The organism is Curtobacterium ammoniigenes NBRC 101786 (assembly GCF_001571045.1).
Classification (GTDB): Bacteria; Actinomycetota; Actinomycetes; order Actinomycetales; family Microbacteriaceae; genus Curtobacterium; species Curtobacterium ammoniigenes.
In genome coordinates this window covers 515,039-532,030 of the sequence record NZ_BCSV01000002.1, presented here as the reverse complement: position 1 = coordinate 532,030, position 16,992 = coordinate 515,039, and the positions used below count along the sequence as shown (strand labels likewise).

Sequence of the window (16,992 nt, the reverse complement as noted above, 5' to 3'; positions counted from 1 at the left end):
GGGACTACTCGACCGTGACCGACTTCGCCAGGTTGCGGGGCTGGTCGACGTCGAGCCCCTTGGCGGTGGCGAGTTCCATCGCGAACATGTGCAGCGGTGCGACGGCGAGCAGCGGCTCGATGAGCGGGCTCGCGAGCGGAATGCGGAGGACTTCGTCGGCGAACGGCAGCACCGCGGCGTCGCCTTCCTCGGCGATCGCGATGACCCTGGCGCCCCGGGCGCGGATCTCTTGGATGTTCGAGACCACCTTGGGGTGCAGCGATCGCGGGTCGCGCGGGCTCGGCACGATCACGAACACGATCTGCCCCGGTTCGATGAGCGCGATCGGCCCGTGCTTCAACTCACCGGCCGCGAAGCCCTCGGCGTGGATGTAGGCGAGCTCTTTGAGCTTGAGCGCGCCTTCCAGCGCGATCGGGTATCCGACGTGCCTGCCGAGGAATAGCACGCTGCGGGTGTCGGCCATCCAGCGGGCGAGTGTCGTCACGTCCGCCGCGTCGTCGATGGTCTGCTGCAGTTTCGGCGGGAGCGCCTCGAGCTCCGCGACCTGCGCGGCGATCTCCTCGCTCGACAGGGTCCCGCGGAGCGTGGCGAGGTGCAGGCCGAGCAGGTACAGCGCGACTCCCTGCGCGAGGAACGCTTTCGTCGACGCGACGGCGACCTCTGGTCCGGCGTGCGTGTAGATCACGGCGTCGGACTCGCGCGGAATCGTGGCGCCCTGCGTGTTGCAGATCGACAGCACCTGAGCGCCGTGCTCCCGTGCGTACTTCACCGCCATCAGCGTGTCCATCGTCTCGCCGGACTGGCTGATCGACACGACGAGCGTCCGGCCGTCGAGCACCGGATCGCGGTAGCGGAACTCGTGTGCGAGCTCCACCTCGACCGGAACGCGAGCCCACTGCTCGATCGCGTACTTCCCGAGGAGACCCGCGTAGGCGGCGGTCCCGCAGGCGATCACGATCACGCGGTCCACCTGCTGCAGGCGGTCGGCGATCGGCTCGAGGTCGTGCAGGGTGATCGCGCCGTCGTGGACGCGGCCGAGGAGCGTCTTCTGGACCGCCTCGGGCTCTTCGCTGATCTCCTTCGCCATGAAGGATGACCAGCCGCCCTTCTCGGCGGCGGATGCGTCCCAGTTCACCTCGAACTCGGAGGCGTCGGCCGGGTTGCCGTCGAAGTCGATGACGGACACCGAGTCGGGACGGATCGTGACGATCTGATCCTGACCGATCGCGAGCGCGCGCTGCGTGTACGAGACGAACGCGGCGACGTCCGAGCCGAGGAAGTTCTCGCCGTCGCCGAGTCCGACGACCAGCGGCGAGTTGCGGCGCGCTCCGACGACAACACCGGGCTGGTCGGCGTGCACCGCGAGCAGCGTGAACGCACCCTCGAGCAGCGCGACCGTGCGACGCATCGCCTCCGTGAGGTCATGGGTCTGGCGGAACTCGCGCGCGACGAGATGCGCGGCGACCTCCGAATCGGTCTCGCTCGTGAACTCGACACCCTCGGCGAGCAGCTCGGCCTTCAGCGGGGCGAAGTTCTCGATGATGCCGTTGTGGATGAGCGCGAGTCGGCCGCCGTCCGCGAGATGCGGGTGCGCATTGCCGTCGGTCGGGCCGCCGTGGGTCGCCCAGCGCGTGTGCCCGATCCCGGTCGGCCCATCCGCGATCGGATGCTCCGCGAGCTCGTCTGCGAGCACCTGGAGCTTGCCTGCCTTCTTCGCGCTCGACAGCGCACCGTCCGCGTCGATGACCGCGATGCCCGCGGAGTCGTATCCCCGGTACTCAAGACGACGGAGACCGCCGAGCAGCACCTCCGTGCTGCGAGCGCTTCCGACATAGCCGACGATGCCACACATGGCGACGATCCTACGGGGAGTTGACGAGCCTCCGGCATTCGATGGGGACAAGTGCGGTGCGGCGCCCTCCGAGCTTGCGGCGCTAGCGTCAGATCATGGCCTATGAGGACATTGCGATCACGACGCTACAGGGTGAGCACACGACGTTCGGGCAGTTCGCCGACAAGGCGGTCCTCGTCGTGAACGTCGCCTCCCGCTGCGGTCTGGCACCCCAGTACGAGCAACTCGAGGCGCTGCAGCGGCAGTACGCGGATCGAGGGTTCACCGTCCTCGGATTTCCGAGCAACCAGTTCCTGCAGGAGCTCGGCTCCGCTGAGGCGATCTCCGAATACTGCTCAACCACGTGGGGGGTGACGTTTCCCATGTCCGAGAAAGTGCGGGTCAACGGCAAGCACGCCCACCCGCTCTATCAGGAGCTCACGAAGGCGCCGGACGACTCCGGCAAGGCCGGGCGGATCATGTGGAACTTCGAGAAGTTCCTCATCGCACCAGACGGCACAGTGCGCCGATTCCGCCCGACGACGAAGCCCGACGACCCGCAGGTCATCGAGGCGATCGAAGCCGCGCTCCCCCGCTGACCAGCATCGGGCGGGAGGCGCGCCACGCCTCCCCAGGCTCCGGTCACCGCCCTGATTCCCCGCCGTCTACGCTCGATGGCATGCCCAACGCCACGGAGACTGTCGCGCATCCGACGCCGTTCGTCGAAATCAGCCGCGATCAGTGGGCGGCGCTGGCGCCGAAGGAGCAGCTCAGTCTGACCGAAGCCGAGATCGTGCAGTTGCGGGGTCTCGGCGATCGCCTCGACATGGCGGAGGTGCAGGCCGTCTATCTGCCGCTGTCGCGCCTCCTGAACCTGTACGCGCTCGGGGCGCGCAAGTTGCACGCTGCGACGAGCAGTTTCCTCGGTGACGGGGCCGGAGCGACGACGCCGTTCGTGATCGGCGTCGCCGGGTCGGTGGCGGTCGGGAAGTCGACCGTCGCGCGGCTGCTGCGCGAGCTGACGAAGCGCTGGCCGGAGACGCCGCGCGTCGAGCTCGTCACGACGGACGGGTTTCTGTACCCGAACGCGGAGCTCGAGCGTCGCGGCCTGATGGACCGGAAGGGGTTCCCCGAATCGTACGACCGGCGGTCACTCCTCCGATTCGTGAGCCAGGTGAAGAGCGGCGCGGCGCAGGTGCGCGCGCCCTTCTACTCCCACTTGCGGTACGACATCGTCCCTGGTGCGGAGATCGTGGTCCGGCAGCCGGACATTCTCATCGTGGAGGGCTTGACCGTCCTCGCGCCGCCGATCAACAGCGGCCTGGCGCTGTCCGATCTGTTCGACTTCACGATCTACGTGGACGCGAAGACCCGCGACATCGAGAGCTGGTACGTCGATCGCTTCCTCGCGTTGCAGGAGGCCGCGTTCAGCGATCCGGACTCCTTCTTCCACCGGTTCGCGACGCTCTCCCGCGAGGACGCCGTCCGCACGGCGACGGAAGTCTGGCGCGCGATCAACGAACCGAACCTCGTGGAGAACGTCCTGCCGACGCGGTCCCGTGCCACGCTCGTGCTGCGGAAGGCCGCCGACCACAAGGTCGCGTCGATCCTGCTTCGGAAGATCTAGGCGGCGTCGAGCGCGAGTCGGTCCTGGACGACCGCGGCGAGCCGCTCGGCGATGCGCTCCGCATCAGCCTGGCTGGCGGCTTCGACCATGACGCGCACGACAGGCTCGGTTCCGGAGGGTCGCAGCAGCACCCGCCCCGAGTCACCCAGTTCTGCGGTCGCCTCCGCCACGGCGGCCTGCACACCCTCGTCTGCGAGGCCGTGCCGGTCGACACCGCGAACGTTCGTGAGCACCTGCGGGAAGACCGTCATGCACGACGACAATTCGGCGAGCGTCTTGCCGGTCCGGGCCATCTCCGCGACGAGGTGCAGACCGGTGAGGATCCCGTCGCCGGTGGTCGCGAACTCGTTGAAAATGATGTGTCCGGACTGCTCGCCGCCGAGGGTGAACCCGCCCTCGAGCATTTTCTCGAGCACGTAGCGGTCGCCGACCGCCGTCTCGAGCAGCGTGATTCCCGCGTCGGACATGGCTCGGCGGAGACCGAGATTCGACATGACGGTCGCGACGAGCGTGTTCGCGGCGAGCCGCCCGCGCTCGTGCAGCGAGAGCGCGAGGATCGCCATGATCTGGTCGCCGTCGACCGGGGTGCCAGCGGCATCGACGGCGAGGCACCGATCCGCGTCGCCATCGTGCGCGATGCCGACATCGGCCCCGTACTCGAGCACGGCTCGCGCGAGGTTGTCGATGTGCGTCGACCCGACGCCGTCGTTGATGTTGATGCCGTCGGGGTCCGCGCCGATCAGCGTCACCTTGGCGCCCGCGTTGACGAACACCTCAGGCGAGACGGCAGCGGCCGCGCCGTTGGCGCAGTCGAGCACCACGTGCAGTCCATCGAGTCGGTGCGGGAGGGTACCGAGCAGGTGGACGATGTAGCGATCCTCGGCGTCCGCGAAGCGGCTGATCCGGCCGACGTCAGCGCCGACCGGCATGGGAATCGTCGAGTCGTGCATGGCCGCTTCGATGCGGTCCTCGACCTCGTCGGGCAGCTTGCGGCCCCCGGCTGCGAAGAACTTGATCCCGTTGTCCGGCGCCGGATTGTGCGATGCCGACACCATGACGCCGAAATCGGCGTCGATGTCCGCGACGAGGAACGCCGCCGCCGGCGTCGGGATCACTCCCGCGTCCAGCACGTCCACTCCAGCACTGGCAAGGCCTGCGGCGACCGCCGACCCGAGGAACTCGCCGGACACGCGAGGGTCGCGGGCGAGGACGGCGAGGGGCCGTGAACGACCCGCGGCACGGCGGGTCTCGGCGTAGTGTCCGCGGGTGAGAACGGCCGCGCTCGCCTGGGCAAGACCCAGTGCGAGCGCGGCCGTCAACTCGCCATTCGCGAGACCACGGACGCCGTCGGTTCCGAACAGACGCGGCATGAGGTGTCCCGGAGGAGCGCGATCAGCGCTTCGAGAACTGCGACGCCTTGCGGGCCTTCTTGAGACCGGCCTTCTTGCGCTCGATGACGCGAGCGTCGCGAGTCAGGAAGCCGGCCTTCTTCAGGGCCGGGCGGTTGTTCTCGCGGTCGATCTCGTTGAGCGCACGCGCGATCGCGAGGCGCAGCGCACCGGCCTGACCCGAGGGGCCGCCGCCCGTGATGCGCGCCGTCACGTCGTAGGAGCCGAGGAGCTCGAGCACCTTGAACGGGTCGTTGATGAGCTGCTGGTGCAGCTTGTTCGGGAAGTAGTCCTCGAGCGAGCGGCCGTTGACCGCGAACGTGCCGGAGCCCGGCACGAGGCGAACGCGGGCGATGGCCTCCTTGCGGCGGCCGACGGCTGCGCCGGAGACGTTGAGGATCTGGCGGGGAGCGGACTCGGACGCGGCAGGCGCGCTCTCGGTCGTGTAGCTCTCCGGGGTCTGGTCGATGGAGTCGGCGATCTGAGCCATGAGTTCGTTGTCCTTGGAAGTCGAAGTCGTCGTGGCCGTCGTTACTGCGCGACCTGGTCGAAGGTGTACTGCTTGGGCTGCTGGGCGCCGTGCGGGTGCTCGGCACCCGCGTAGACCTTGAGCTTCTTCAGCTGCTGACGACCGAGCGAGTTCTTCGGCAGCATGCCGCGGATCGCCTTCTCGACGGCGCGCGTCGGGTGCTTCTCGAGGAGCTCGGTGTAGCTGGTCGCCGTCAGGCCGCCCGGGTACCCGGAGTGGCGGTAGGCCTTCTTCTGGGCGAGCTTCGAGCCGGTCAGCGCGACCTTCTCGGCGTTGATGACGATGACATAGTCGCCCATGTCCATGTGCGGGGCGAACGTGGCCTTGTGCTTGCCACGGAGGATCGCGGCGGCGTGCGAGGCGAGGCGGCCGAGCACGACATCGGTCGCGTCGATGACGACCCAGTCGTGCTGGACGTCAGCCGGCTTCGGTGAGAACGTGCGAGTCACAGGTGTGCTGCTTTCGTGTCGAGGTGAGGTGTCCGTGAATCCCGCTCCGGTGGAGGTTCGCGCTGCAGACACAGCAGGAACACCCCGATGGAGGGCCCATCTGACAGTCCGGCGCACGTGGCGCGCAGACCAATGGTCGAGGCTACCGGATCACTGCGAGTCGGTCAAACGGAGGCGGTGGTTGCGACTGCCTCCAGGGCGTGCCCATCCAGGCGACACGTCCGCCAATCATCCTTGAACTGGGCACCGATCGCCGCATAGAAGCCGATCGCATTCTCGTTCCAGTCGAGGACATCCCACTCCAGCCGGGCGTACCCCTCCGACGTGCACTCCTCGGCGAGTCGCGCGAGCATTGCCCTGCCGTACCCGGCTCGGCGATGTTCGGGGCGAACGTAGAGATCCTCAAGATGGATTCCGTGCACACCCGTCCACGTGGAGTAGGTGAGGTACCAGACGGCGATGGCGGCGAGCCTCCCAGCCGATTGCGACGGCTGATCCGGCGCATCGATCACGAACGCGAACACCTTGGGGTTCGGTCCGAACAGCATCGCGTGCATGAGCGACTCGGTGTTGACGACGGCTTCCGGCTCGCGCTCGAACTCGGCGAGATCGCGAATCAGCTCGAGGATCTGCGGGACATCGCGGGGCTCGGCAGCACGAATGGTCATCTGACCAGGCTAGGGGTTCGGCGGGCCAGCACTGGTCGGGCTCGTCTCGTGCAGCTACCCGGTCGGCGTCGGGACCGCCGGTACACCGGTTCCGGGCGATGCCCGTCGCGCCCGCGTCTGCTGCGCCCGCGCGGCAAGCTCGTCGTCTGGCGGGTACCCGACCTCGACGAGGGTGAGCCCTTTCGCCGGTGCGACCTTGAACGCGCTTGTGCGCGTCTCCGCGCGTCGGAGCACGTCGAGCGCGGACGGCTCCAACGTGCCCTCGCCGACGGCGAGCGCACCGCCCACCATCGCGCGGACCATGCTGTGGCAGAACGCGTCTGCTTGCAGCGCGGCGACGAGCACGCCGTCCGCGTCACGTGTCCAGCGGAACTCCTGCAGGGTACGAATGGTCGTCGCGCCGTCGCGCGGCTTGCAGAACGTCGCAAAGTCGTGGAGACCGAGGAGCGTCAGGGCCGCGGCCTCCATCGCACGCTCATCGAGCGCTGCCGGGTACCAGAGCGTGTGCCCGCGGCGCCGTGGATCGCGAACCGCGCTGGTGTCCGCCACTCGATATTCGTACCGCCGCCAGATCGGCGAGAACCGGGCATCGAATCCGGCCGGTGCAATCGAGATTCGCGTGACGACGACGTCGCTGTCGAGTCCGGCGATCCCGTTCAGTCGCTTCCGGAGCGCGGACTCGGGAGCGATATGCGCCGCCGCCGCTCCCTTGGAACGATGCGGTCGACGTAGCGAAGCCCACTGGTCCGCGTCAAGATCGACGTGCGCCACCTGTCCGATCGCGTGCACCCCCGCATCGGTGCGACCGGCGACCGTGATCGTCGGCGCCGCCCCATGACGCGCAACGATCGTCGCGAGCGCCGCCTCGAGGACCCCCTGCACGGTCCGGAGGTCCGTTTGCCGTGCCCACCCGGAAAAGCCGCTGCCGTCATACGCGATATCGAGGCGGAGACGCACCGCCCCAGTCACGTCGTTCACACGCACCACGGTACTGGGGGCTCGGTCGGCGGGCGAGCCGGATTGATCTCACTTCACAATCTCGGGATGCAGACCGGTCGCTCGACAGCGATTTCGGGGCCTTGCCCGCTCACAAGGAGACAAGGCGACTCCGCTGATATGTTTCGTGTTGCATTCGAGCGCCGTTTCGGCGCGGCGCTGGCGCACGGAGAGGAGCAAGGTTTGTGTCGATTGCACGCGAGTCAACCGTCTCGCGCCCCGCGGATAGGGACTGCCGGTGATGCCTGCAGCTGAAATCGCATGCGGGCTCGGTCTCGGACTGTCGGTCGCAGTCATTGCCTCGCGCTGTCGCGTTCCGGTGCTCCGTCGCGCTGAATTGACCGCGCTCGCCGGGATCTCTGTTGCGGTCGCCGTCCTGTCGTGTGCGAATGGGATGGCCACGCTCGCACTGTGCTACGCGGGAGCAGTCGCGATCCTGACGCCGCTCTACGAGACCTACCTGTGGCGAAATCACGCGGCACTTGCCAACGCGCGGGGCTTCCGGAGATACGTCATCGCACTGTCGCGCGGCCGTGTGCTTCGAGCAACTGCATCCGATTCGTCGGCGACGCCTGGACCCGTCCCGACTGCACCCTCTCCGACTGCACACCAGCGCTCGGACCGTGCCCCGTCAGACTCGAATCACTGCCACGAGCGACGCAAGGGCAGCTAGCCCGAGCGGCGCTCGAAGTCGTCGCGGACCGTCACGACAGGAGGCTCACCCCGAGGACGAGCAGGCGTTGGCAGGGCCTTCGGCTGGTTCGCGATACTCTCCTGCTCGCGGGCACGGACCACGGGCGGGATGAAACAGCTGTGCCCCCGCCAGTCGGCGAGGGCACAGCTGTTTCGTTCGGGACTACTTGGCGTCGTCGGCCTTCTCGGCGGCGTCAGCCTCGACCTCGGCGGCAGCCGGCGTCTCATCCTCGGCGGCGACCGGCTCGGACTCTTCCACGGCGTCGGTCGTCTCGACCTCAGCGGCCTCCGTTGCCTCGTTCGTCGAGGACCCCTCCTCGGCGGCCGTGTCCTCTGCCTCGGCGCTCTCGGCGGCCGTCTCTTCGGCCGCGGCGGTCTCAGCGACCTCAGCGGCTGCAGAGCCGTTGGCACCGGCCGACCGGCGACGGCTGTTCACCGGTGCGGGCGTGCCCGAAACCGGCTCGAGGACGAGCTCGATCGACGCGAGCGGCGCGTTGTCGCCCTTTCGGAATCCGAGCTTCGTGATGCGCGTGTAGCCACCCTGACGGTCGGCGACCTGCGGGGCGATCTCGGTGAAGAGCGTGTGGACGACGCTCTTGTCACGCAGAACGCTGATCACCTTGCGGCGCGCGTGCAGATCGCCGCGCTTCGCGAAGGTGATGAGGCGCTCGGCCACCGGACGGAGGCGCTTGGCCTTCGTCTCGGTGGTCGTGATCCGACCGTGCGTGAACAGCGCGTTCGCGAGGTTCGACAGAAGGATGCGCTCGTGGGCGGGTCCGCCACCGAGGCGGGGTCCCTTGGTGGGCTTGGGCATGTCAGTTCTCCAGTGGTGAAAGTAGTGCGCACCGCGTCAGCAGCGCACAAGCGTTGCTGAGGTCAGTTCGACTCGTCCTCGTCGTACCCGCTGTAGAAGTGGGCGCCGTCGAAACCGGGAACCGTGTCCTTGAGCGAGAGACCGAGCTCGGTGAGCTTGTCCTTGACCTCGTCGACGGACTTCTGACCGAAGTTACGGATGTTCATGAGCTGCGTCTCCGACAGGGCGACGAGCTCGGACACCGTGTTGATGCCCTCGCGCTTGAGGCAGTTGTAGCTCCGGACGGAGAGGTCGAGGTCCTCGATAGGGGTCTGCAGCTCGTTCGAGAGGACCGCGTCGACCGGCGCCGGGCCGATCTCGATACCCTCGGCCGCCGTGTTGAGCTCACGGGCGAGACCGAACAGCTCCACGAGGGTGCGACCGGCCGACGCGATCGCGTCGCGCGGGGAGATCGCCGGCTTCGTCTCGACATCGACCACGAGGCGGTCGAAGTCGGTGCGCTCGCCTGCGCGGGTCGCCTCGACCCGGTAGGTGACCTTGAGGACCGGCGAGTAGATCGAGTCGATCGGGATCTGGCCCGCCTCGCTGAACTCAGAGCGGTTCTGCGTGGCCGAGACGTAGCCACGGCCACGCTCGATGGTGAGCTCGAGCTCGAACTTTGCGGTGTCGTTCAAGGTGGCGATGACGAGTTCCGGGTTGTGGATCTCGACGCCGGCCGGCGCGGAGATGTCCGCAGCCGTGACCTGACCGGCACCCTGCTTGCGCAGGTACGCGGTGATCGGCTCGTCGTGCTCGCTGGAGACAACGAGGCTCTTGATGTTCAGGATGATCTCGGTGACGTCTTCCTTGACACCGGGGACCGTGCTGAACTCGTGCAGCACGCCGTCGATGCGAATGCTGGTGACGGCGGCGCCGGGGATCGAGGACAGCAGGGTGCGACGCAGCGAGTTGCCGAGCGTGTACCCGAAGCCCGGCTCGAGCGGCTCGATGACGAACCGCGAGCGGTAGTCGGAGATCGGCTCTTCGGTCAGGGTGGGGCGCTGTGCAATGAGCACTGTGGAATTCCTTTCGGCGAAGTGTCCGCTATATGACACTTGGCGGTACGTCGGCGCTTCTGGGCTCCGACGGGTCTGTTGAGTTGTGATCACGCGCACGTGCTGTGCGCGATCGAACGACCAGGAATGGCCGCTGCCCTACGACGCTCCGTGGAGGGCCGTAGGGCGCGGCCGACTGCTCATCGGCTCAGACGCGGCGGCGCTTCGGCGGCCGGCAGCCGTTGTGCGCCTGCGGGGTGACGTCGTTGATAGACCCGACCTCGAGGCCAGCGGCCTGGAGCGAACGGATCGCGGTCTCGCGGCCCGAGCCCGGACCCTTGACGAAGACGTCGACCTTCTTGACACCGTGCTCCTGCGCCTGGCGCGCGGCCGATTCGGCGGCGAGCTGCGCGGCGAACGGCGTCGACTTGCGGGAGCCCTTGAACCCGACGGCGCCGGAGGACGCCCAGCTGAGGACGGCACCCGACGGGTCGGTGATGCTGACGATGGTGTTGTTGAACGTGCTCTTGATGTGAGCCTGGCCCACGGCGACGTTCTTCTTCTCTTTGCGCCGCGGCTTGCGAGCGGCAGTCTTCGGGGTAGCCATGGTGATCTCCTATCGGGCCTTCTTCTTGCCTGCCACGGTGCGCTTCGGTCCCTTGCGGGTGCGCGCGTTGGTCTTCGTGCGCTGACCGCGCACCGGAAGACCGCGACGGTGGCGGAGACCCTCGTAGCTACCGATCTCGACCTTGCGGCGGATGTCGGCGGCGACCTCACGGCGGAGGTCACCCTCAACCTTGAAGTTGCCCTCGATGTAGTCGCGCAACGCGACGAGCTGGTCGTCGGTCAGGTCCTTGACGCGGATGTCGCCGGAGATCCCGGTTTCCTTCAGCGTCTGGAGGGAACGGGTACGGCCGACGCCGTAGATATACGTGAGTGCGATCTCCACGCGCTTTTCGCGCGGGATGTCGACGCCTGCTAGACGTGCCATGTCTGGCTGCTCCTGTTGGTGATGGAGGTTTGGTGCAGCATCGGTGCTCGGGCCTCCGCCCCGGGGTGTCCCCCGGCCGAACCCTCAACAGAGGTTCGGACGGGTTCTGACGCTGCAGATCGGTATTGAGTTGTGGCACCGGACCGCCGTCGACGAGCGACGGCGCCCGATCAGCCCTGGCGCTGCTTGTGGCGCGGGTTGCTCTTGCAGATCACCATGACGCGGCCCTTACGGCGGATCACCTTGCAGTGCTCGCAGATGGGCTTGACGCTGGGGTTGACCTTCATATTCGTTTCCTTGATCTCGCTGGCTTCGTGCTCGACGGGTTCGTCGAGCCGTTCCTTTCCAGCTCAGGGACCGCACGCGCGTCTGATGACGCACGAACGACGATCACTTGTAGCGGTAGACGATCCGGCCGCGGGTCAGGTCGTATGGGCTCAGCTCCACGATCACGCGGTCCTCGGGGAGGATACGGATGTAGTGCTGGCGCATCTTCCCGGAGATGTGCGCGAGAACCTTGTGTCCATTGGTGAGCTCAACGCGGAACATCGCGTTGGGCAACGCCTCCAGCACCGAGCCCTCGATCTCGATGACACCGTCTTTTTTGGCCATAGCCTCACTGTCGCTTGGTTGACTGTCGTGTGCGGTGATTCCCGAGCCGGTCTGCGGGTCGGACGCCACGCCAAAAAGGGCATGACACACCAAAGATCGATCTTATGTGGTAGCGAGCGGTTTTGCCAAGCCGGTGCAGCCTCCCGTTCGCGGAGGGCGAGCCCTTCGACGCGATCGCGATCCCGGACTGGAGGCGCGGCTCGGTCCTACGGGATCGGCACCGGCGTGACGCCGAGCGGTTCGAGACCCGCCGCGCCGCCGTCCGATGCGGTGAGCACCCAGATGCCCTGCGCGTGCACGGCGACGGAGTGCTCCCAGTGGGCAGCATCGGACCCATCCAGCGTGCGCACGGTCCAGCCGTCGGGGTCGGTGGCGCTATCGATCGTGCCGGCGGTCACCATCGGCTCGATCGCGACGACGAGGCCTGGTCGCACCGCTGGCCCGTTGCCCCGAACCGAGTAATTGAAGACCGGCGGATCCTCGTGCATGGAGCGGCCGATGCCATGCCCGGTGTAGTCCTCCACGATCCCCCACTCGCCGGTCTCGTCGATCGCTTGCTCGATCACGCTCCCGATCTCGTTGAGGTGTTTCGCGAACGCGAGCGCAGCGATCCCGTGCCACAGCGCGTTCTCAGTGGTGGCACTCAGCGCGTTCCGAGCGGCCGCCGTCGACGCATCGCCGCCCGGCACCACAAGCGTGAACGCACTGTCGCCGTTCCACCCATCCACCTCCGCTCCGGCGTCGATCGACACGATGTCGCCCGCACGGAGGACTCGATCGCCGGGAATGCCGTGCACGATCTCGTCATTGACCGACACACAGATCGTGTGGCGATAGCCCGGAACCAACTGGAAGTTCGGGACGCCCCCGGCATCGCGAATCGTTCGCTCGGCGATCGCGTCAAGTTCAGCGGTACGGACTCCAGGGACGATCGCGTCCCGCACGGCGCGAAGGGCTGATTCCGTCACCAGGCCGGGTCGCACGAGCGCGCGCAGCTCGTCGGGCGTTTTGTAGAGAGCGGATTTCCGAACGCGCGCCACCTCAGACGCCGGCCGTCAGTCCCCGCCCCGCGAGGGCAGCGGCGATCCGGTCACCGACGGTGTCGGGGTCACCGAGTCCATCGACCGCGAGCACGATGCCTCGGGCGTCGTAGGCGGAGACAAGCGGTGCGGTCTGCTCGATGTAGACCTCTTGGCGCCGACGGATCGTCTGCTCGTTGTCGTCGGTCCGACCCTGCTCCTGTGCTCGCTTCAGGAGGCGCCGAACAAGTTCGTCCTGATCTGCCACGAGCTGGATCACCGCGTCGATCGCAGCGCCCTGGTCGGCGAGCAGGGCGTCGAGAAAATCGACCTGGCCGAGGGTCCTGGGGTACCCGTCGAGCAGGAAGCCCTCCGCCGCATCGGGCTCAGCAAGGCGCGACTTCACGAGCTCGTTCGTCAGCGAGTCCGGAACGTAGTCGCCCGCGTCCATGATCGCCTTCGCCTGCTTTCCGAGCGGCGTGCCGTCGGCAACGTTCTTCCGGAAGATATCGCCGGTCGAGATGGCTGGCACGCCGTACGCGGCAGCGATTCGGCCGGCCTGCGTGCCCTTGCCCGCGCCGGGAGGCCCGACGATGATCAGCCGAGCGCTCATCGCAGCAACCCCTCGTAGTGACGCTGTTGCAGCTGCGAGTCGATCTGCTTGACCGTCTCGAGACCGACGCCGACGATGATCAGCAGACTCGCGCCTCCGAAGGGGAAGTTCTGGTTGGCGCCGAACAGGGCGAGCGCCGCCAGCGGGATCAATGCGATCAGGCCGAGGTAGATCGAACCCGGAAGCGTGATCCGCGTCAGCACGTAGTCGAGGTACTCGGCAGTTGGCCGACCCGCGCGGATGCCCGGGATGAAGCCGCCATACGTCTTCATGTTGTCGGCGACCTCTTCAGGGTTGAACGTGATCGCGACGTAGAAGTAGGTGAAGCCGACAATGAGCAGGAAGTACAGCACCATGTAGAAGGAACTGTCGCCGGTGGTCAGGTTGTTCTGAATCCAGGTGACCCACGGCGCGGGCTGCTTGCCCGCCGGCGGCTGGTTGAACTGCGCGATCAGCGCCGGCAGGTACAGCAGCGAGGACGCGAAGATGACCGGAACAACACCGGCCATGTTCACCTTGATCGGGATGTACGTGTTGTTGCCACCATACGTCCGGCGCCCGACCATGCGCTTCGCGTACTGGACGGGGATGCGCCGCTGCGACTGCTCGACGAACACGACGAGCGCCATGATCACGATGCCCATCAGGATGATGAGCAGGAAGAGCTCGAACGACTGCGACTGCTCGATGCTCCACAGCGCCGACGGGAACTGTGCCGCGATCGAGGTGAAGATGAGCAGCGACATGCCGTTGCCGATGCCGCGCTCTGTGACGAGCTCGCCCATCCACATGATGAGGCCGGTCCCGGCGGTCAGCGTGACCACCATGAGGAGGATCGCGTACCAGCTCGAGTTCGAGATGATCGTGGAGCAGGAGCTCGACGCGGACGTCCCGAACAGCGCACCTGATCGAGCCACCGTGATCAGCGTGGTGGACTGCAGCACGCCGAGCGCGATCGTGAGATAGCGCGTGTACTGCGTCAGCCGGGCTTGGCCGGACTGCCCTTCTTTGTAGAGGGCGTCGAAGTGCGGGATCACGACGCGCAGGAGCTGCACGATGATCGACGACGTGATGTAGGGCATGATGCCCAGCGCGAAGACCGAGAGCTTCAGCAGCGCGCCGCCGGAGAACAGGTTGATGAGCTGGTAGAGCCCCGAGGATGAGCTCGCCGCGGCGAGGCAGGACTGCACGCTCGAGTAGTCCACGAACGGCGCCGGGATGTACGACCCGAGGCGGAACAGCGCGATGATCGCGAGAGTGAAGCCGATCTTCTTCCGAAGATCCGGGGTGCGCAGGATCCGCGCGACCGCTCTGAACACGATGTCTCCGAACTTCTGGACCGGCTCGGTCTTCTGCCAGACGAGATTCCAGCAGAACCGACAACGCCGATCGTGTCAAGGAAACCGTAACGGCGGCCCGTGCACAAATCGCACGGGCCGCCGACGGGTATTACTTGGTGACGGTGCCGCCTGCCGCGACGATCTTCTGCTCGGCGGAGCCGGAGACCGCGTCGACCGTGACATCGAGCTTCACGCTGATGTCGCCCTGGCCGAGAACCTTGACCTTCTCGTTCTTGTGGACGACACCCTTGGCGACGAGGTCGCTGACGGTGACGGTGCCACCGTCCGGGTACAGCTCGGCGAGCTTCTCCAGGTTGATCGCCTGGTAGGCGACACGGAACGGGTTCTTGAACCCGCGGAGCTTCGGGGTGCGCATGTGCAGCGGCATCTGCCCACCCTCGAAGCCGACCTTGACCTGGTAGCGCGCCTTCGTACCCTTGGTACCACGGCCCGCGGTCTTCCCCTTCGAACCCTCACCGCGTCCAACGCGAGTCCGGTCCTTCTTCGAACCGGCGGCGGGACGGAGGTGGTGGACCTTGAGGATCTGCACGCGCTCCGGCGTCTCGTTCTTGTCGTCGCTCATGCGTCGACCTCCTCGACCTTCACGAGGTGCGCGACCGTTGCGACATATCCGCGGTTCTGGGCGTTGTCCTCACGCTCGACCGTCTGGCCGATGCGCTTGAGACCCAGGCTGCGGAGCGTCTCGCGCTGGTACTGCTTCTCGCTGATTACGGACTTGATCTGGGTGACCTTCAGCTTGCCGGCCATCACGCACCCGCCTTCTCGGTCGCGGCCACGCGAGCGGCCTCCTCGGCGCGGAGCAGCCGTGCAGGCACGACAGCGTCGACGTCGAGACCGCGGCGGCTTGCAACCGCGCGCGGCTCCTCGAGACGCTGGAGCGCCTCGACGGTCGCGTGGACGATGTTGATCGTGTTCGACGAGCCGAGCGACTTGCTCAGCACGTCGTGGATGCCGGCGCACTCGAGCACGGCGCGCACGGGGCCACCGGCGATAACACCGGTACCTGCGGCGGCCGGACGAAGGAGCACGACACCGGCAGCGGCCTCACCCTGCACCGGGTGCGGGATGGTGTTGCCGACGCGGGGAACGCGGAAGAAGTTCTTCTTCGCTTCCTCGACGCCCTTCGAGATGGCCGTCGGGACCTCACGTGCTTTGCCGTAGCCGACGCCGACGAGACCGTTGCCGTCACCGACGACGACCAGCGCGGTGAAGCTGAACCGCCGACCGCCCTTGACGACCTTCGAGACACGGTTGATCGTCACGACGCGCTCGAGGAACTGGCTGTCGTTGCCGCGGTTGTTGCGGTCACGACCCTGCTGACGGTCGCGGCCACCGCCACGACGGCCGCGGTTGTCGTTCGAGTCACGGTTGGCCGAAGCCGAGCCGGCCGCGGTCTCGACCGGTCGCTCGACCGGAGCTTCCTGGTTGGTGGGGGTGTTCGCGATGTCGCTCACAGGTTCAGCCCTCCTTCACGGGCACCATCTGCGATCGCGGCGACGCGACCGGCGTACTTGCTGCCACCGCGGTCGAAGACGACTGCTTCGACACCGGCGGACTTGGCACGCTCGGCGACGAGCTCGCCGACCTTGCGCGCCTTGGCGGTCTTGTCGCCGTCGAACGAACGGAGGTCGGCCTCCATCGTCGATGCGCTCGCCAGCGTGTGGCCCTTCGTGTCGTCGATGACCTGCACGAAGACGTGGCGCGACGACCGGGTCACGACGAGACGCGGGCGCGCCTCGGTGCCGGTGATCTTCTTGCGGAGACGCGTGTGGCGGCGAGCCTTCGCGGCCGCCTTGCTCTTGCCGCGGATAACGGTGAGTGCCATGGCTTACTTACCAGCCTTTCCGGCCTTGCGGCGGACGACCTCACCGGCGTAGCGGACACCCTTGCCCTTGTAGGGCTCGGGCTTGCGCAGCTTGCGGATGTTGGCAGCCACCTCGCCAACGGCCTGCTTGTCGATGCCGCTGACGGTGAGACGGTTGTTGCCCTCGACGGCGAAGCTGATGCCCGCGGGCGGCTCGACCGTGATGGGGTGGGAGTAGCCGAGCGCGAATTCGACGCTCGAGCCCTTGGCCTGCACGCGGTACCCGGTGCCGACGACCTCGAGGGACTTCGAGAAGCCCTGGGTGACGCCGAGGATCTGGTTCGCGATGAGCGTCCGGGTGAGCCCGTGGAGGGAGCGTGATTCACGCTCGTCGTCCGGACGGGTCACGAGGACCTGGTTGTCTTCGACCGCAGCCTGGATGGGCGACTTCACGGTGAGCGCGAGCTCACCCTTCGGGCCCTTGACGGCGACGTTCTGCCCGTCGACCGTCACGGTGACGCCGGCGGGGATGTCAATGGGGAGACGTCCGATTCGAGACATTG

22 protein-coding genes are annotated in these 16,992 nt (G+C 67.1%); 2 read left to right on the top strand and 20 right to left on the bottom strand.

Features of this window, described 5'->3' with window-relative positions:
• Positions 1-4 precede the first annotated feature (4 nt).
• Positions 5-1,852: a glutamine--fructose-6-phosphate transaminase (isomerizing) gene (glmS, locus tag CAM01S_RS06315; RefSeq protein ID WP_066517870.1), complete on the bottom strand. Its 1,848-nt coding sequence runs from the start codon at positions 1,850-1,852 to the stop codon at positions 5-7.
• 95 nt (positions 1,853-1,947) lie between these two features.
• On the opposite strand from glmS, the gene CAM01S_RS06310 reads away from it, so the two are divergent.
• Together CAM01S_RS06310 and coaA are read left to right on the top strand one after the other, a co-directional pair.
• Positions 1,948-2,430, top strand: a complete 483-nt coding sequence (locus CAM01S_RS06310; protein WP_066517868.1) for a glutathione peroxidase — start codon at positions 1,948-1,950, stop codon at positions 2,428-2,430.
• A gap of 80 nt (positions 2,431-2,510) precedes the next feature.
• The gene (coaA, locus tag CAM01S_RS06305; RefSeq protein ID WP_066517866.1) at positions 2,511-3,458 is read left to right on the top strand and encodes a type I pantothenate kinase; all 948 of its coding nucleotides are present in this window, start codon (positions 2,511-2,513) and stop codon (positions 3,456-3,458) included.
• Here the strand turns inward: coaA and glmM are convergent.
• From glmM to rplF, 19 genes are all read right to left on the bottom strand, one after another.
• A complete protein-coding gene (gene glmM / locus CAM01S_RS06300; protein WP_066517863.1) occupies positions 3,455-4,828 on the bottom strand; it encodes a phosphoglucosamine mutase in 1,374 nt (457 codons plus the stop codon). The genes coaA and glmM overlap by 4 nt on opposite strands.
• Before the next feature lie 22 nt (positions 4,829-4,850).
• Positions 4,851-5,336: a 30S ribosomal protein S9 gene (gene rpsI, locus CAM01S_RS06295; protein WP_066517857.1), complete on the bottom strand. Its 486-nt coding sequence runs from the start codon at positions 5,334-5,336 to the stop codon at positions 4,851-4,853.
• A 41-nt stretch (positions 5,337-5,377) separates the two neighbouring features.
• Positions 5,378-5,824, bottom strand: a complete 447-nt coding sequence (gene rplM, locus CAM01S_RS06290; RefSeq protein ID WP_066517855.1) for a 50S ribosomal protein L13 — start codon at positions 5,822-5,824, stop codon at positions 5,378-5,380.
• Positions 5,825-5,988: 164 nt separating this feature from the next.
• Positions 5,989-6,492, bottom strand: coding sequence for a GNAT family N-acetyltransferase (locus CAM01S_RS06285; RefSeq protein ID WP_066517848.1), 504 nt, complete (start codon positions 6,490-6,492; stop codon positions 5,989-5,991).
• 54 nt (positions 6,493-6,546) lie between these two features.
• On the bottom strand, positions 6,547-7,470 hold the full coding sequence (gene truA, locus CAM01S_RS06280; RefSeq protein WP_245631554.1) for a tRNA pseudouridine(38-40) synthase TruA: 924 nt from the start codon (positions 7,468-7,470) through the stop codon (positions 6,547-6,549).
• 874 nt (positions 7,471-8,344) lie between these two features.
• A complete protein-coding gene (gene rplQ / locus CAM01S_RS06270) occupies positions 8,345-8,995 on the bottom strand; it encodes a 50S ribosomal protein L17 (protein ID WP_066517836.1) in 651 nt (216 codons plus the stop codon).
• A gap of 62 nt (positions 8,996-9,057) precedes the next feature.
• On the bottom strand, positions 9,058-10,050 hold the full coding sequence (locus CAM01S_RS06265; protein WP_066517830.1) for a DNA-directed RNA polymerase subunit alpha: 993 nt from the start codon (positions 10,048-10,050) through the stop codon (positions 9,058-9,060).
• A 187-nt stretch (positions 10,051-10,237) separates the two neighbouring features.
• The gene (rpsK, locus tag CAM01S_RS06260) at positions 10,238-10,636 is read right to left on the bottom strand and encodes a 30S ribosomal protein S11 (protein ID WP_017885507.1); all 399 of its coding nucleotides are present in this window, start codon (positions 10,634-10,636) and stop codon (positions 10,238-10,240) included.
• A 9-nt stretch (positions 10,637-10,645) separates the two neighbouring features.
• A complete protein-coding gene (rpsM, locus tag CAM01S_RS06255) occupies positions 10,646-11,020 on the bottom strand; it encodes a 30S ribosomal protein S13 (protein WP_066517827.1) in 375 nt (124 codons plus the stop codon).
• A gap of 170 nt (positions 11,021-11,190) precedes the next feature.
• The gene (gene rpmJ, locus CAM01S_RS06250; RefSeq protein WP_066517823.1) at positions 11,191-11,307 is read right to left on the bottom strand and encodes a 50S ribosomal protein L36; all 117 of its coding nucleotides are present in this window, start codon (positions 11,305-11,307) and stop codon (positions 11,191-11,193) included.
• Between the two features lie 103 nt (positions 11,308-11,410).
• Positions 11,411-11,632 carry a translation initiation factor IF-1 gene (infA, locus tag CAM01S_RS06245; protein WP_017885509.1) on the bottom strand — a complete coding sequence of 74 codons (222 nt, stop codon included), beginning with the start codon at positions 11,630-11,632 and terminating at the stop codon, positions 11,411-11,413.
• A 206-nt stretch (positions 11,633-11,838) separates the two neighbouring features.
• Positions 11,839-12,672 carry a type I methionyl aminopeptidase gene (gene map / locus CAM01S_RS06240; protein WP_066517821.1) on the bottom strand — a complete coding sequence of 278 codons (834 nt, stop codon included), beginning with the start codon at positions 12,670-12,672 and terminating at the stop codon, positions 11,839-11,841.
• Between the two features lies 1 nt (position 12,673).
• Positions 12,674-13,264 carry an adenylate kinase gene (locus tag CAM01S_RS06235; protein WP_066517820.1) on the bottom strand — a complete coding sequence of 197 codons (591 nt, stop codon included), beginning with the start codon at positions 13,262-13,264 and terminating at the stop codon, positions 12,674-12,676.
• Entirely contained in the window at positions 13,261-14,583 is a 1,323-nt protein-coding gene (secY, locus tag CAM01S_RS06230; protein WP_066517812.1) for a preprotein translocase subunit SecY, read from the bottom strand. Before secY ends, CAM01S_RS06235 begins: the two co-directional genes overlap by 4 nt.
• 130 nt (positions 14,584-14,713) lie before the next feature.
• The gene (rplO, locus tag CAM01S_RS06225) at positions 14,714-15,187 is read right to left on the bottom strand and encodes a 50S ribosomal protein L15 (RefSeq protein WP_066517810.1); all 474 of its coding nucleotides are present in this window, start codon (positions 15,185-15,187) and stop codon (positions 14,714-14,716) included.
• Entirely contained in the window at positions 15,184-15,372 is a 189-nt protein-coding gene (gene rpmD / locus CAM01S_RS06220) for a 50S ribosomal protein L30 (RefSeq protein ID WP_066517808.1), read from the bottom strand. Before rpmD ends, rplO begins: the two co-directional genes overlap by 4 nt.
• A complete protein-coding gene (rpsE, locus tag CAM01S_RS06215) occupies positions 15,372-16,079 on the bottom strand; it encodes a 30S ribosomal protein S5 (RefSeq protein ID WP_083527798.1) in 708 nt (235 codons plus the stop codon). Before rpsE ends, rpmD begins: the two co-directional genes overlap by 1 nt.
• The gene (rplR, locus tag CAM01S_RS06210; RefSeq protein WP_066517805.1) at positions 16,076-16,450 is read right to left on the bottom strand and encodes a 50S ribosomal protein L18; all 375 of its coding nucleotides are present in this window, start codon (positions 16,448-16,450) and stop codon (positions 16,076-16,078) included. The genes rpsE and rplR overlap by 4 nt, the downstream gene beginning before the upstream one ends.
• A 3-nt stretch (positions 16,451-16,453) precedes the next feature.
• Positions 16,454-16,990, bottom strand: coding sequence for a 50S ribosomal protein L6 (gene rplF / locus CAM01S_RS06205; RefSeq protein WP_066517795.1), 537 nt, complete (start codon positions 16,988-16,990; stop codon positions 16,454-16,456).
• Positions 16,991-16,992: the final 2 nt, after the last annotated feature.

Coding starts and splice junctions, on each gene's coding strand:
- rplR (WP_066517805.1), bottom strand. CDS start 16,450: ATGGCACTCACCGTTATCCGCGGCAAGAGCAAGGCGGCCGCGAAGGCT.
- rpsI (WP_066517857.1), bottom strand. CDS start 5,336: ATGGCTCAGATCGCCGACTCCATCGACCAGACCCCGGAGAGCTACACG.
- rpmJ (WP_066517823.1), bottom strand. CDS start 11,307: ATGAAGGTCAACCCCAGCGTCAAGCCCATCTGCGAGCACTGCAAGGTG.
- rpmD (WP_066517808.1), bottom strand. CDS start 15,372: ATGGCCGGCAAGCTGAAGGTCACCCAGATCAAGTCCGTAATCAGCGAG.
- CAM01S_RS06285 (WP_066517848.1), bottom strand. CDS start 6,492: ATGACCATTCGTGCTGCCGAGCCCCGCGATGTCCCGCAGATCCTCGAG.
- rpsM (WP_066517827.1), bottom strand. CDS start 11,020: ATGGCACGTCTAGCAGGCGTCGACATCCCGCGCGAAAAGCGCGTGGAG.
- rplQ (WP_066517836.1), bottom strand. CDS start 8,995: ATGCCCAAGCCCACCAAGGGACCCCGCCTCGGTGGCGGACCCGCCCAC.
- rpsK (WP_017885507.1), bottom strand. CDS start 10,636: ATGGCTACCCCGAAGACTGCCGCTCGCAAGCCGCGGCGCAAAGAGAAG.
- rplO (WP_066517810.1), bottom strand. CDS start 15,187: ATGAGCGACGACAAGAACGAGACGCCGGAGCGCGTGCAGATCCTCAAG.
- CAM01S_RS06310 (WP_066517868.1), top strand. CDS start 1,948: ATGGCCTATGAGGACATTGCGATCACGACGCTACAGGGTGAGCACACG.
- coaA (WP_066517866.1), top strand. CDS start 2,511: ATGCCCAACGCCACGGAGACTGTCGCGCATCCGACGCCGTTCGTCGAA.
- glmS (WP_066517870.1), bottom strand. CDS start 1,852: ATGTGTGGCATCGTCGGCTATGTCGGAAGCGCTCGCAGCACGGAGGTG.
- infA (WP_017885509.1), bottom strand. CDS start 11,632: ATGGCCAAAAAAGACGGTGTCATCGAGATCGAGGGCTCGGTGCTGGAG.
- glmM (WP_066517863.1), bottom strand. CDS start 4,828: ATGCCGCGTCTGTTCGGAACCGACGGCGTCCGTGGTCTCGCGAATGGC.
- rplF (WP_066517795.1), bottom strand. CDS start 16,990: ATGTCTCGAATCGGACGTCTCCCCATTGACATCCCCGCCGGCGTCACC.
- CAM01S_RS06235 (WP_066517820.1), bottom strand. CDS start 13,264: ATGAGCGCTCGGCTGATCATCGTCGGGCCTCCCGGCGCGGGCAAGGGC.